Origin of the sequence: Novipirellula herctigrandis (assembly GCA_007859835.1) — a bacterium.
GTDB classification, from domain to species: Bacteria; Planctomycetota; Planctomycetia; order Pirellulales; family Pirellulaceae; genus Novipirellula_A; species Novipirellula_A herctigrandis.
This window is the reverse complement of record SJPJ01000001.1, coordinates 7,436,738-7,452,002: the sequence shown is the minus strand read 5'-3', so window position 1 is coordinate 7,452,002 and position 15,265 is coordinate 7,436,738. Positions and strand designations below refer to the sequence as shown.

Annotated in this window: 9 protein-coding genes; 6 read left to right on the top strand and 3 right to left on the bottom strand. The window is 53.1% G+C overall.

Annotated elements, in window-relative coordinates:
• Positions 1 to 156: 156 nt before the first annotated feature.
• From CA13_RS27090 to CA13_RS27080, 3 genes are all read right to left on the bottom strand, one after another.
• On the bottom strand, positions 157 to 681 hold the full coding sequence (locus tag CA13_RS27090) for a transposase (RefSeq protein ID WP_146402035.1): 525 nt from the start codon (positions 679 to 681) through the stop codon (positions 157 to 159).
• A gap of 60 nt (positions 682 to 741) precedes the next feature.
• Complete coding sequence (locus CA13_RS27085) at positions 742 to 2,589, bottom strand: type I restriction-modification system subunit M (RefSeq protein ID WP_473087491.1); 1,848 nt, start codon at positions 2,587 to 2,589, stop codon at positions 742 to 744.
• Positions 2,590 to 3,167: 578 nt separating this feature from the next.
• A complete protein-coding gene (locus CA13_RS27080) occupies positions 3,168 to 5,558 on the bottom strand; it encodes an autotransporter outer membrane beta-barrel domain-containing protein (RefSeq protein WP_419194889.1) in 2,391 nt (796 codons plus the stop codon).
• 1,462 nt (positions 5,559 to 7,020) lie between these two features.
• Between CA13_RS27080 and CA13_RS35735 the strand changes: the two genes are divergently transcribed.
• The 6 genes from CA13_RS35735 to CA13_RS27055 all read left to right on the top strand — a co-directional run bounded on the left by CA13_RS35735 (position 7,021) and on the right by CA13_RS27055 (position 15,233).
• On the top strand, positions 7,021 to 7,329 hold the full coding sequence (locus CA13_RS35735; protein ID WP_419194888.1) for a Mu transposase domain-containing protein: 309 nt from the start codon (positions 7,021 to 7,023) through the stop codon (positions 7,327 to 7,329).
• Positions 7,330 to 7,476: 147 nt separating this feature from the next.
• Entirely contained in the window at positions 7,477 to 7,674 is a 198-nt protein-coding gene (locus CA13_RS27075) for a hypothetical protein (protein WP_146402031.1), read from the top strand.
• An 85-nt stretch (positions 7,675 to 7,759) separates the two neighbouring features.
• Positions 7,760 to 9,757, top strand: coding sequence for a DUF4838 domain-containing protein (locus CA13_RS27070; RefSeq protein WP_146402029.1), 1,998 nt, complete (start codon positions 7,760 to 7,762; stop codon positions 9,755 to 9,757).
• 146 nt (positions 9,758 to 9,903) lie between these two features.
• The gene (locus tag CA13_RS27065; protein WP_146402027.1) at positions 9,904 to 11,397 is read left to right on the top strand and encodes a sulfatase; all 1,494 of its coding nucleotides are present in this window, start codon (positions 9,904 to 9,906) and stop codon (positions 11,395 to 11,397) included.
• Positions 11,398 to 11,591: 194 nt separating this feature from the next.
• Entirely contained in the window at positions 11,592 to 13,646 is a 2,055-nt protein-coding gene (locus CA13_RS27060; RefSeq protein ID WP_419194887.1) for a discoidin domain-containing protein, read from the top strand.
• A 63-nt stretch (positions 13,647 to 13,709) separates the two neighbouring features.
• Positions 13,710 to 15,233 carry a sulfatase family protein gene (locus CA13_RS27055; protein WP_146402023.1) on the top strand — a complete coding sequence of 508 codons (1,524 nt, stop codon included), beginning with the start codon at positions 13,710 to 13,712 and terminating at the stop codon, positions 15,231 to 15,233.
• Positions 15,234 to 15,265: the final 32 nt, after the last annotated feature.

Below are 15,265 nucleotides of genomic sequence, written 5' to 3'. Positions count from 1 at the left end.
CCGCGGCTAGCGCCTTGCGGCTCACAAAGCCCGATTCGATCCTATCCAACTCGCGGGGCGGCTGGTCCGTGAGCGGCAAGACGCTAGCCGCCGGTGACAGCGCATCCGGACCGACGGCTAGCGTCTTGCGGCTCACAAATATCGGTGTTCTGATTTTCATTTGCCTCGATCCATGCGGTCTTGCGCTTCGGTGATGTAAATGACAACCTGTTCCAGATCATCGTCGGTGTCGATGAATTCGATGTCTCCGCCTTTTGTCCACACCTTTTCGTGAGTGACGGGATTCTGCATGCGGCGCAATGCAGTGGTTCCGTTTGCTTTGAATTGATCGCGCACTCGTTTCGGCGGGGCGCAGGCCGTAACTGCAACGTGAACGTGATTTGAGCGCACAGAAACCGCATGCAATTCCCAGCCACGAATGGATGCGTGTTGTCGAATGATGTCTTCCACTTCCTTGCGTTGCGATTCGTTCAGAGCCAGCGGCTTGTCTTTCATGCGGTCGCGACACCAGTCCTCAAGCAATGGCTGCGGTTGTTGCTGACCGACTTTCCATTTCCGCCAGCCACGTAAATCGCCCGGTAGCCAAGTGCCATAGGTGGTCCAAGTGATAAAAAGTGTGATGGTATCAGGCGCGTCTGAAATACCGGCGGCTAGCGCCTTGCCGCTCACTTGCTCGGTCATGACAACTCTCCGATCATTTGTACGATGCGATCGGTTACGCCTTTGAGTTCAGTATCAATTTCATCGAGTTCCCTCGGCGGTTTGAACACGTAGAAGTGACGGTTGAATGGATATCTTAACCAATCTTCGTCTTGTCGTGGTCGATCCAAGCGTCTGCCACATGCGGCACAACTTCGCGATGGAAATACTCGTCCACATCTTCGCCCAGCGGAACCTCTTCGCTGTCTCGCAGTTTGAAGTCGGGCTTGGGCTGGCCTTTTTTTTTGCCTCGCGTTTCGAGGACTCTCTGGCCGTCTTCATCAAGTAGCGGTCGCTCGACGGTGATCGTCTGGTAGCCAAAGTCGGTCGTCTTGAAGATGCAGCTGATGGGAATTGTGTGAGCGGCAAGGCGCTAGCCGCCGGTGTTTTCGGCTTGCCGTTGCGTGAAGTACCGGCGGCTAGCGCCGTGCCGCTCACGGATACGCGTTTCACTCGCTTGCCGGTGTTCTCGTCAATCCAAACTTCCTTGGCTTCGCCGAACAGACGTGTGATCTCGGCAATGTGTTCGTCGCTCAATTCCTTGCGTTTGCTGCCGAGACTCTTTCGCATCTTCTGCCACATTGCACTGGCGTCGATCAACTGCACCTTGCCCTTGCGGCTGGCAGGCTTGCGGTTGGTCACGATCCAGATGTAGGTGCTGATGCCCGTGTTGTAAAACATATCGGTCGGCAAACCGATGATGGCTTCCAGTAAATCGTTCTCCAGCACGTAACGGCGAATCTCGCTTTCCCCGCTGCCCGCGTTGCCGGTGAACAGCGGCGAGCCGTTCAGGACAATGCCAAAGCGACTGCCTCCGTCTTTGGTGGAGCGCATCTTGGAAATCAGATGCATCAGGAACAGCAGCGAACCATCGCTGACTCGCGGCAGTCCGGGGCCGAAGCGACCGTTGAAGCCGTCTGAAGCATGCTCCTTTTTGATTTCCTTCTGAATCTTTTTCCATTCGACGCCAAACGGTGGATTGGAAAGCATGTAGTCAAACTGCTTACCCGGCAGGCCATCGTCGGACAACGTGTTGCCGTGGATGATGTTACTGATGTCCTGCCCCTTGATCAGCATGTCGGCTTTGCAGATGGCATAGGACTCGCCATTGAGTTCCTGTCCGTACATCACCAGCCGAGCGTCTGGATTTTGACCGCTGAGGTGGTCTTCGGCCACCGACAACATGCCACCGGTTCCGGCTGTCGGATCGTACAACGAACGGACGATGCCGGGTTTGGTCAGGGCGTCGTCGTCTTCAATGAACAGCAAGTTGACCATCAGCCGGATGACTTCTCGCGGCGTGAAGTGTTCTCCGGCGGTTTCGTTCGAGAGTTCCGCGAACTTGCGGATCAATTCTTCAAAGACATGGCCCATCTGCTCATTGGTAACCACTTCGGGGTGCAGGTCGACGTTGGCGAACTTCTCGGTGACCATGTACAGCAGGCCGGGTTTGGCGAGACGATCGACTTGGGTGTGGAAGTCGAAGCATTCAAAGATGTCGCGGACATCTGGTGAGAAAGCCTGGATATACGAGAACATGTTCTCGGCAATGTTGTCCTGATCGCCCATCAGTTTCTTAATGTCCAGCGGCGACGTGTTATAGAACAAACACTTCGACTTCTTCAGCAGGAACGGTTCCGGATTCAGCCCCGCAGCTTCACGTTTTTCCTTCTCCTTCAGCACCGCTTCTTTGGTGGGGTCCAGAACGCAGTCTAAACGCCGGAGCACCGTAAAAGGCAAGATCACCTTGCCGTATTCAGACTGCTTGTAATCCCCTCTCAGGAGGTCTGCAACCGACCAGATAAACGAGGAAAGATTTTGTTGATTCATCGATGACAATCCATTGGCCAGTTCCGCCATGCTTAAACGCGGCATGGTCATGTGTCGCATTTTAGCAAATTCCCACGAACATCGCAGGCAGCACCGTCACATCGCTGCAAACAGTCGCCATTCCCTTATCAACGCTCGTGTGATATTTAGTTGTAACTCAAACGAACGGCTTTTGCTCACTAGCCTGAGTTTATCGTCGCAATAGGGCGAATCATCCCACATTCATGGATGGGGAAGTGTGTAACCGGAATTGCGGTCGGACATACTGCAATGATTCAAACCGGATCCGGTTGATCCAAAGATTAAGGTTCGTGTTTTCTATGGAAAACGCATCAAGTCTAAGCGTTTACCCAAACTCAAAGCAGCCAAAACGAAACCATATTCCGGATTCTTCAATGTCCGAGGCGACTTTAAGCGACCGTCAGTGACAAAGTAACTTTGGGAAGTCGTAGCGCCATACGTTCGACTAAATGCCGACGAACCGAGCCGATCGGAATAGCAATGGTGTTAAGCTAGGTCAACAGTCACGATCGAAGACATCGTAGTTTCCGATACGTTCCGCCCACACTCGCGGGCATCTGCTCACGCACATAGCGCGCTGGCCACACTGGATGGTAGCAACACCGAAACGTGCATCACTACCAGCGAGCTTCCAATCCTGCCAAACCGGTGTGCAGCGATTGAATGCTGTTGACTTGTCCTTGGTAGCCAAGCACCGTGGTGAAGTGTTGCAATATTGACCATTCCAAGTTGATGCCTAGTACGGCCCAATCACGTCCGAGATCGATGCCACGGACACTCACGCTCTCGGTCTCGTCTTGAAAATTGGCAACAAAAGTTTCGTGTGTATCCAAGTACTCGTGCATCCAGCCAAATCGTAACTTTGTTGTCGCAGGTCCAATGCTAGTCGGGGCAGTCTGCTGAATTGACAATCCTAGGATGCTGCGAAGTGAATCGGCGTCGATTGAATCACCAACCAAGTTCACCGAGTCGGCTCCGGTTTCGTGTATTTCGTCTTGATCCAGTGAGATGTACTGCATAGCAAAGTGCGGCACCCACGAAGTCGCACCGCTTTGGATCAACGTTCCATATTCCAGACTCCCAAACCCCTGCGTGCCATCGAATTCGCTTCTTGCGACACGGTTGATCATGCCCTGCGTGTTGGTAATCGTTCGGCGAGCTTGGTATTCTTGATTGCCGCCGCCAGCGATTCCCAAAAGGTAGCCATAGCCGCCGATGTACTGCATCGAACCGCCGTACTGGTAACTGTCGACGTCGGCATCTTGAGCCACGCCTATAGTCGTCACGTTAGACCAACCCATATTCAAAAACAGCCCAAGGTCCAGCCCATTCGCAAAACCTCGTTGCAAGCCGAGCTCGGTACCGCCAAGCGAGTAGTTAAAGCCCGGCGTACCACAGTCATCTCGGTCAGCGTCGCCACCGATGCCGTATCCACGCACCCATCCACGGGTCAGCTCGTCCGGTTGCCGATACATTGTGTCGAGAATCAACTGATCGCGAAGCATTGCCATCGTAAAACTTGTATGTTGCAACTGGGCTGCAACAAGCGACGGATAAATCTGTCCGCCAAGCTGATCCAAATTCGCCTGGATCGAATCGGTAGTGGAACTCTTAAGTGAATCAATGACATGTTGTAAATCACCACTAGGGGACGCCGTTCGTAAAGTATCCAGATAAGCTCCAACGCTGACCTGATTACAAGAATCCCCGATGGCAGCGAACGTTGCGGTCGGATCGTCAACAAGCGTGAAGCTTACAGAAGCCGGATCATAGTTCAGATTAGCGGTGTAGAACGGCAGGTTTTCTGTGATACCGGCGAACACTCCGGTAACAGTGCCGCCTGAGGTCAGGAATGTGTATTCCATTCCGTCTGTATAGATTCCATCCAACGCATTCACATTTACCGTGCCGCCATTAAGGTTGACATTACCGGTGACAGCGTAGAGATCGTTATTGGTACCAGGGACCGTGCCATCAGCGTTGATATCGACTTGTACGTTGCCATCGTCAACCGTCAGGTTGTTGCCGAAGTTGAGTGTATCGATCGCTCCGGTACCGCCGGAATTTAACGTACCGCTGCTCGATGTATCGCCTGCGAGCGTACCGTTTCCGATGAGAGTGCCGCCAGTAACAATATTGGTCACGCCATTGACTATGCCAAAGCCTGATACGTTCGTGATCGCGCCGCTCAAAACGTTCGTGTCACCGTTGACGACGCCACCAACATTAAACTGCGAGCCGCCATTTGCCACTACGTCACCGTTAATTGTCCCGTCGATCGTAGCGACCGCGTCAGCAACCAAAGTGGTGTTTCCCGTAATGGTCCCACCCGCCGGAACATTGATGATTCCGTCAACGGCCACATTTCCGTTAATGGCCCCCTGAACCGTCGCCATCGCTCCGTCGCGGAGAGTCGTATTGCCATTTATCGTTCCACTGGGATCTACCGTTAGGTTTCCGTCGACGACTACCATGCCGTTGACGGTACCGGTGATAGTTGCCGTTGCCCCGGTGCTAACGTCTGCATCGCCTGTGATCAATCCATTTGAAGTCAGTGTTCCACCAGCAGCAACGGAAGCATTTCCAGTGATGGTTCCCGTAGCAGCGATGATGAGGGTTGTATTCGCACCTACTTCTGCATTACCGATATAGTTGGCGTCGCCATTTAATGTCAGCGTGCTCGAGTTGCTTGTTACCAAATCCGAACCGCTGATCGTCAATGCCGTAGCGGCGCTACTGTCAATGGTTAGATTCTCGTTGATGGTCGGCAAAGGTGTGAGCAGTGTAATGGTTTGACCAGAGAGTCCCGTGGCGAAGTCGATCACTTCGTCGGGTGTAGCGACCAGAAGAACCTGGCGCAGCGATCCCGCTCCACTGTCCGCCGTGGTAGTAACGGTGCCAGCCATCACATTCGCATTCGCGCCAATCAACAAAAAGGCGGCCAGCGCAATCCGCTTCAGTTCTGCAGTGCGTCTAAGGACACGATGTGGAAAATTCGTCTTGTTCATTCGGTCGGCGAGCCTCGGATTTACGGGATTATTCGTCAATTTCGGCATTTTCGATCGAATCGGCACAGCAATTACGGAAACTTCCAAGCGATTCACTTGTCACTATGCGTCCGATCACCGGCATGATCGATACAGTCTACCTAGGTCAAGCTGTTTCCAGGATGCTTGGCAAGAAACGTATTTACTTAAACAAAGTCGAAGCATCATTTTCGCGCCGTTTTGTTAACACTCAGTCGCGCAGTTGACTAAAAAGCCAACATTGCCTGGGTTGCCATCCGAGCATTTTTACTTCCATCGGGCGTGTTCTCTGCCGAGCAGGCAGCTTAGAAATCAAGAATGGCCAACGATTTCCACTAAAGCCAGCTGATCCAATGCTAGAGAAACCACGCCCATCCGCTGAAAGCATTGCTGCCAGCAACATTCCTAAGCTACGCGTGAGTGGACCGGATCGCTGGATAACTAGGTAACGGTATTGGAACGACCGGGGGTAGCGGGTCAAAAAACCAGAACGATGTTTTGATTCCATCACTACTCTCAAATGAGCGACGGGGAGCCTTTCATTTTGCCACGGTCGCGTCGTCGCTGTCCCTCTCCCCCGTGACCTTAGGTGCTCGCCTGTCATCGGTTGTCATCGATCAGCAGTCATGCTGCACCAGGATCGAAGGTAGGCACTACTGACCCGATGGATCAGCGTGGTGATCGAATCCTGCCTTAATCAAAATCGATACTGCACTGGACTGGCGATACTGGGGCAATGAACCGTTTACCAAACTGGCTCGATAAACCATGCGATGTGTCCACAATTTTATTTCGTTAGTTGCAGGGTGAATGCGACAGTTAGGCATCCAAGAACAGACGAACGGATCCAAGTCGTTGTTTCCAATTGGACACATCAGTCAGCATGCACCCCGATTGCCATTGACAGCGTCTTGGCGAGATGACTGGTAGAGTGGCGAAGCCCGTTGGTTTAGAACGTCGATTGGATCAGTCCGAAGTTGCCTTTCGTTGATTTGCCAATCCACGTGCAATCGCCAACAGATCATCTTGCGTTGCCTCGTCCATCGTCCGCATTATCTCCAGTGTTTCGAATTGTTGATTGGTCAGGATTGGTCAGGATTGGTCCTGATTGCCCTTCCTGGTGCCCTTCCATGCGAACGTTATCAACATCGGACAATGCCCGCGTTGACGGTTGCGAATCCTCTGGGATGTACTGTTATTTGTTTTCGTAAGTTTCGGTTGATAATCGACTTAGAGTAACCGGCAAAGTGCCGTGCGACCCGCTTCTGAATCCATTCTTGATATTTCCATATCAAGAATCGAAAAGGAGGGGTCGAATGCCTCGTCAAAAGTTCGATCAGCCCGCGTATCGCTATCACATCTCTGGCCAAGCGGTCGTCTCGTTCTGTGGTAAGAACTTCTACTTACGGTCTTTTGCAATCTCGAGCGTGCAGCGTTCAAGCCATTGCCACTGGCGAGATTTCCGTTCTACCACGAAGTTCGTCGCAAGGTGACTCGTGATGGACACATCGCAGTCAACAAAGCGTTCTATAGTGTGCCGCCGGAATATCTTGGTCGCAATGTTTGGGTTCGCCACAACCGTCGTCTGGTGCGAATCCTCAACGAACGAATGGACCCGATCGCCAAGCGCTGCGTGTTCAACAAGGTAATTCGTCTACCTCAACCGCTACGGCTGGCTGTGCCAGTACAAAACGATCGAAAACGACGTACAGGTAGACGGCAACCTGTATTGGTGTGTCGATCCTACGGTTGAAGTGCCGAACGGATTCTTGAACAAGGTGAGAAACTCCAAGTTTTCCGAGGCCAACAAGCAACAGTACCCACCGAGATGGGCCAGCAGGTCGATCGTTGCCGATCCTAAACTTGTCGCGTTCGACCGCGATGCAGAGGCTGCCGGCGATTGCCCTCTTCAGGAGAACAGCCCGGCGATTGGCGATCGGCGATCGACGCCGGCATCGTGCTGCCGGATGAGTTGGAGGACCCGTTCCGCCCAATGGACGCATCGCGGCCGGACATCGGTGCCCTGCCACGTCGTGCAGGTATGTTGGCGGGCGGACGACCTGAGAACACGAAGTCGGTCCCGGAAACACAGGAGTAGTGAAACACAAAAAAGTCCTGGCGACTTCCGCTACAATCAATCATCAGAATCCTCAGTCGTGATGAAACAATAGGAGTTCGATCAGATGCACATCATGCGGGTAATCGTGATATTGTTTCCGTTGTTGCTGGCATCGTCGTTCACTGATGCATGCCTTGCCGCCGAAGTTTTGACACTCGCGAAAGACGGCAATGCCAAGGCCGTGATCGTACTGCCGGGTGGAGCCACGTCTGCCGCTCGCGAGACGGGCGGGATTCTCGCCGATCATCTGAAACAGATCTGCGGTGGCGAATTTCGGGTTATTGTCGAAAGCGATCTGAAAGACGCATCGGTGAAGGATCAGCGAATCGTGACGAAGTCCACTGAACCGGTTGAGACTTTCATCCTTCTTGGCGAAGGCGGATTAACGAAGCTGCTAGGCGCAACGTCAGCCGATCTGGGGCCCGGTGGAATACTGATTCGCACCTTTCCCAACGCGATTGTTCTGCTTGGCCCAGGCAAGACAGCACCGTCCGATCCGTACGGTACTCGTTATGCCGTCATGACTTTTATGGAAGATTCGCTGGGTTGTCGATTTCTGTGGCCCGGTGAACTGGGCAAAGTCGTTCCCCAACGGAAGACGATCAAAGTCGCTCCGATCAACTTCAATTACACGCCTAGGATTCGCCAGCGACGCATACGGATGGCCATGGGGCTTGGCGAACGTAAGTCTCACGGCGTGAAGCGGTTGGGTTTCACCGATGCAGATTATCACTATTTTAACAAGGCCGCGATGGTTACGACTTCGCGAGACGGAGGCTGGGCCAACTGGCATCGACTTGGCGGATCGCTTCGACTCGCGTCAGGACATTCGTTTGGCTACATGTGGGAGAAGCACAAGGATGAGCATCCGGAGTGGTTCGCCGTGCAACCCGATGGAACGCGAGATCAAAGCCGCAGCCCCGATCGTTCTCGCCTGTGTGTCTCAAACCTGGAATTGATCGAAGAGATCGCGCGTGACCGAATCGAAAGCTTGAACAAGTCAGACCTGAACAGCGTTTCCATCGGCCCGAACGACGGTGGACAGACTTCGTTCTGCCGCTGTGACGAATGCAGGAAGCTCGACCCGCCCAACAGCCGCAAATTGGCTGGCGGCGGCCCCGCGCTGACTGACCGATACATCTACTTTTGGAACGAGATCGCAAAACGGGTAACCGAAGTGCATCCGGATGCGTGGCTCACCGCTGATGCCTACAGCGTCTATTCAGCTCCACCCGTACTCCGGAAGCTCCATCCGAACATCGCTATTCGATTCGTCGGGCTGACGTACACAAATGAAGAGAAACGGCGACAGGACCGCGAAGACTGGGACGCGTGGTCGAAAGCGGTGAAGAAGATCTACTTCCGTCCCAACGTGCTGCTGGCCGGACGTCGTCAGGGCACTCCGGTTATCTACGTTCACAAACTGGCTGAAGACTTTCGGTATCTGGCAAGTCATTCTCTGGTGGGCACTGACTTCGATTCGTGCTGCCATAACTGGGCGACGCAGGGACTGAATTACTATGTCTGCGCCAAACTGCATTGGAATCCCGATCTCGACGTGGATGCGTTGATCGACGACTACTGCCAGTCGGGTTTTGGGTCCGGTGCAGACGCCGTGAAGAGTTATTTCCTCCGCCTGGAGGATATCACGAACACGATCGCGGAGCAGCAGTTGAAAATCACTCAGCCTTTCCCACCAGCCGTCATCGACGAGCTACGTGGTTATCTCGACATGGCGGCAGCAGCTACGGCCGACGAACCTGATGCGTCCAAACGAGTCGCGTTCCTGCGGAGCGGACTGGAATACACGGACGCCTACGTTGCCGCGTTTCGGATTTTCCGGGAACATGAGGCAGCGGGCGGCGGTCGACTGTTAAAAGAAACGAAACAGAGAATCCGCGAAGCGCTCGACAATAACTGGCTCGTATCGCGCGGTATCTTCGAGAATCACCATCTCGCGGTGAACGTTGCAACCGTCGCGTGGGGCAGCTGGAACTATTTTGGTCGTTACTACTGGAGCGACCCGTCGCCCGAAATCCGCGCAAAGGTGGAATCGCGATAGGAAGACCATTCCGAGCGGTGGGGCGATCTCGATACCATCACCCTCGGTCCTGACAACATCTATTTTAACACCCCCGGCATGACTGACTTCGGCCAACGTTTCGCCATCAAGATGCAAACGCTTCTCGAGACACAAGAACAAAAGAAATGAAGATCTATCCGGCTCCACATCGACTTGCAAACGTTTTGTTTTTTGAGAGCAGGTACTTCCGGCTTGCCCTTGCTGTTGTTTTCCTGACGATGACGTTCGCCGATGCCTCCGTTGATGCGAAAGAAGGGGGCAATCCCCAGCGTCCAAACGTTCTCTTCATTGCAATTGACGATCTCAATGACTGGGTTGGTTTCTTGAACGGGAACCCCAACGTTCAGACGCCCAACATGGATCGTCTGGCCGCTCGGAGTGTTGTGTTTACGAATGCTCAGTGTCCGGCACCCGCGTGCGTGCCGTCACGCAATGCAATGTTCACGAGCCTGCATCCCACAACAACCGGCATGTACACGAATGGATGTGGGAATTTCAGAAAAGCCGAAATAACGAAAGAGGCAGTCACGTTGCCCCAGCATTTCATGCAGAACGGATACCGGGCCGAAGGTGTCGGCAAAATCACGCATAGCACGGACACAGCGTCATGGCATGAATTCGGCAAAGTCACGGCGGAAAAGCACCTGCCCAATCATGAAGGTTACTGGCAGCATTGGGGGATGTTGGATGTTGAAAAAGAGGAAATGGTTGACTGGAAACGCGCCCAGTGGACTGTCGGGCGAATCAAGAAGGGGCTCCCAGAACCATTCTTTCTGGCGTGTGGTTTCCATCTTCCGCACGTCGACTGGCATGCCCCCAAAGCCTATTTGGAGAAGTTTCCTGTTGACGAAATTGAGCTTCCTCCAATCAACCTGGATGACTACGACGATATCCCAGGCAGGGAAAATTCAGGCGAACTCTTTAAGAAACGATATCTCGATACAGGAAAAGCGAAGCAGGCCGTGCAAGGCTATCTCGGCTGCATTCATTTTGTAGACGAATGTGTGGGCCAGCTAGTAGATGCACTTGATGATTCGCAATTTAAGGACAACACGATCATCGTGCTGTGGTCGGACCACGGAATGCATGTGGGCGAGAAGTTGCGATATGGCAAGTTTGCACTATGGGAAGAGTCGGCCCACGCCCCATTGTTGTTCTCAGCACCGTCCCTCGGCATTGAGCCTGGGCGATGCGATGAAGTCGCGAACTTGATCGATATCTATCCGACGCTGATCGACCTATGTGGATTGCCCAAACGCGATGGACTCGATGGCATCTCACTCATGCCTCAACTGCAGGACCCAACGACCGAACGAGCGTCCCCTTCGATGACCAGCAATCGACAGTATCAGAACACGCTCCGAACGAAACGATGGCGGTATATCCGTTCACAGGATGGTTCCGATGAACTTTACGATCATGACCATGACCCAAACGAATGGAGGAATCTGGCTGACAATCCTGAGTATGCCTCGGTGATCAAGGAGTTGTCGGCTTTTATCCCGATAGAGCAGGCGATGGACCTGGCCAATAGCCCCGAGAATGTCGCCAGGCGAGAGGCAAGCCAAAAGAAGCAAAGAGAAAAGAAACAAACGGTCAAGAAGGGCAAGAGTAAGTAGACGCGAAGTGTTCTACATTATGTCGACGCATTGCAGATCCAGTCCATGAAAAGGCCGATTTTGCAGGCCGAGTTGATAGGCCCTAGTTGGCAGGCCCTGAAGTGAGATTAAATTGAAGACTACTGGACTGCAATGATTTGTGAACGGCAACAAGGAGATAAGTAATGAGATGTTATTCGCATAGTGCCTTTGTCATGAACCGAACAGAGCTTCTTTCCTTGGTAGCGAGTGTTATCGCGTCTCTACTCATCTCCACCTCCACGCATGCCCAGACCCAGCACGTGAAAGTCACCAGTGCCGATGGCAAGAAGGCAATCGAGTTTGAGTTCATTCGCTACATTCCGGCGACACAAGAAGTCGTGTATCGCAGGCATGGGGCACCGCGTCCAATGACGTCCAAGCTGTCACTGTTTTCAGAGGATAGCAAGGCGTTGATTCTGGAACTGCAGCGAGCGAAAGAAATGGCTGTGGTTCAGGCACCCATTCAAGATCCAACGGTCGCCCAACGCACCCCAATAGCATCCAACCAGACCGGATCTTTGAGCGAGCTACCAGCAAGAAACGAGCCCAAAGAAGGTTCTATGCATGAGGGCATCATCAAAGGACTGGCGATCATCGCGGATTTCCCGGATCAGCCGATTTCAGAGGAGCGGATGGCTGAACTGAAAAGGAAGTATAGTGCGATGGAACTGACCGCAGACGGTAAGATTCAATCAATCAAAAAATACTATCACGTCTTGAGTCGAGGCTCTCTCACCATCAAAACCGATGTGGTCGGGCCCATTCCCTTGCCACACAACGCAATGCACTACTACAAGTTGGGGGCCAAGACAGGCGCGAAAGGACAGCAGGTTTCCTTGGGCAGATACAAAGCACTGGAAGACTGCCTCAACCACCTGATCGCCAGTGGATTCGACTTCTCACCGTATACCAAGGTGCAATCGTCGGATCCCCGTCGAGACAACCAACTGCTCTTCCTGTCTTTCGTGTGTCAGGCACGGGGCCAGAGAAGTGAGACGGGGCGTCCCGACGCACTGCTGTTCAATGCTTCGACCACAAGTCTTCGTTTTGGAGGGATCAAACCCATCGAGGCCGACGGAGTGAGATTCAGTACGTTCTTCGGCGGTAGCAGCATCCACGAGGTGGCGCACCGTGTACTGGAATGGCCTGATCTCTACGGCGTCGGGAGTCAAGTTGGTCCGCAAACGGGTGTCTCTACAATCATGAGTGGAGTCTGGAATTCGACTCCTGATCCGTATCACATGTACCAGACTGGCTGGCTGGACGCGGAAAACATCTACGGTAAATCGGGCAGGTTTTCAATCCAATGCGGCGATGTCAATACAGCGTACGCCTACTATGACCCCAGCAATCCCGATGAATACTTCTTCATTCAGCCCATGATTAAGTCTGGTCTGTTTGACAACCGGACGAACGATGAAGGACTTGCGATTTGGCGGATTTATACAAAAGGAGCGAACCACGTTTTTCCGAAGGAACCGTTGCTGGTCGAAATGGTTCATTGCGACGGGGTGAACGCCGATGTCAGGGGCTCCAACGTTTTCTTCAAGTCGGGACAATATGACGCCTATACCGCCGACACCGTGGCAAGTTCCCGCTGGATGTACGGCGAAAAGGCCGGCTTGGATTCCGGACTGGAAATCAGTGACATCAGCAAGGTGGGGTCGACAATGTCTTTCACCCTCCATCGGAGTTCGCTGAAGACCGATCGTGTCGTGCATTTCCATTATCGTCCGGCGGATAGCGAGGGCTGGATACCGACCGCCGTATGCAATCTCCCTGTGCGCACCATAGGCGGCTTCCGGGAGATCAACAGAGATGCCGTCTACAAGCTTCCTGATGGAATAGAGAGTACGTATCGATCATCCATATTGAACAATTTTCTTCTGTCGGGTCATGACAATTCTCTGTCATCCTTTTCTCTGCCGCCTAAGAGTGACGGGGAGAATCCGACGATCGTGATCAGATTAAATGAGATGCGCCAGGTAAAGCACATTGAGGTTGTCGGAAAGACACGATCCAATATCGACAAGAGACGCATGAGGAACACCATCGCTTCTATCTCCGACGATGGAACTCAATGGGAGACAGTCGGCAATGTTGATGCGTCGGAAGATGGTCGTTGGCTGGTGACCCTATCGGATGGAGTGTCAGCACGTTTCATCAAGTTGGAAAACGAGAGCGGAGAGAAGCTTACACTTGGTAAGGTATTCATCTATGGAAGATAGAGCAGTTCTCCACGACTCTGGAAAGCAAAAGTGTCTCGGCAGAGAAACTAAGGGAAAGAACAAATGACGAGGCCAATTGCGATTCAATTTCGGTTAGCGATCTACTCGATGGCAGCGATCGCTGGCGCGTGGCTAGGCCAAGCACATGGCGAGACGACTGAGCGGCCGAATTTTGTGTTCATCATTACGGACGACCAATCGTGGCAACATGCCGGCTGCTACGGGGATACCGCAGTACGCACACCTTCCATGGATGGCCTGGCGGAAAAGGGTATTCGATTCATCAACGCTTACTGTGCCTCCCCGTCGTGCTCACCGTCAAGGGCAGCCATTCTGACAGGTCAGGATATTTTCCGATTGGAGAAAGGTGGCGTTTTAACAGGCTTCATTCGCGACAAATTCGATGTATTCCCGTTGCTACTAGAGAATGGTGGATACTCGATCGGCAATACGGGAAAACCCTATGCTCCCAGGACTCGTGACGTACCAGACACGCACGAGGCTCCACTTGGCAAGCGATACAACGATCGTACCGCGAGTGCGCCCAAGGGGATTAGCAGAGTCGACTACGCCGCAAATTTCGAATCGTTTCTTGATCAGACGCCTCAAGAGGCTCCCTTCTTCTTCTGGGTCGGGATCTCGGAACCGCACCTGCCACATCCAAGCGGACTGGGCACGCAGCAGGGAATCTCAGAACACGCCATCGCGATCCCCGACTTCTACCCTAACGCCGCTGATATTCGTAGCGGCCTGTCGGACTACTTGGCGGAAATCCAGTGGGCAGACAAGATGATCGGCAGAATCATCCAGACTCTGGAAGACAGGAACTTGGTTGACAACACCATGATCGTCTTTACGTCGGACAACGGCATGCCTTTTCCGCGAGCCAAGGCCACGCTGTACGACCATGGCGTACGCATGCCACTGATCGTTCGCTGGGACGACCAGATACAACGAGGGCGTGTTGTCACAGATCCCGTTTCGTTGACTGACTGGGCACCAACGTTTTTGGAACTGGCCGAGTTAGACGTCCCCGCCATGATGACAGGGAAGAGCTTGAAGAATGTTCTCCTTAACAGCGAGTCTGGCCGCGTGGACCATGAACGGGAATTCGTCGTGTCGGCGTTCGAGAAGCACACCCTGGCTCGTCCGCACAATTTGGGCTTTCCGCGAAGGGCACTGCATTCGGAGAATTGGACCTACATCCGCAATTACGAACCCAACCGTTACCCCGCGGGTCATCCCCAGACGCTTATTCCCGGCTGGGGCACTTACGGCGATATCGACCCGAGTGTGATCAAGACGTTCTTCATGGAAAGACAGGAGGATCCGAAGGTAAAGCTGTTTTTCGAACTCGGTTTTGGAAAGGTCCCCGCCGAAGAATTGTATGATAAACGCGTTGATGCAGGGATGACGAGGAACTTGGCTGCCGCCTCAACTCACCAGGACGTACTCAAGGATCTTCGCGGCAAACTGAATGATTATCTCACGGCAAATGGCGATCCGCGAATGCAAGGCTTGTCACCTTGGGATAACTACAATCTCGACAGACCGTTTCCCACTGCCCAGCCCAACGACGAATTCTAACTTTTGCAATACAACCGGAAGTATCTCGTATC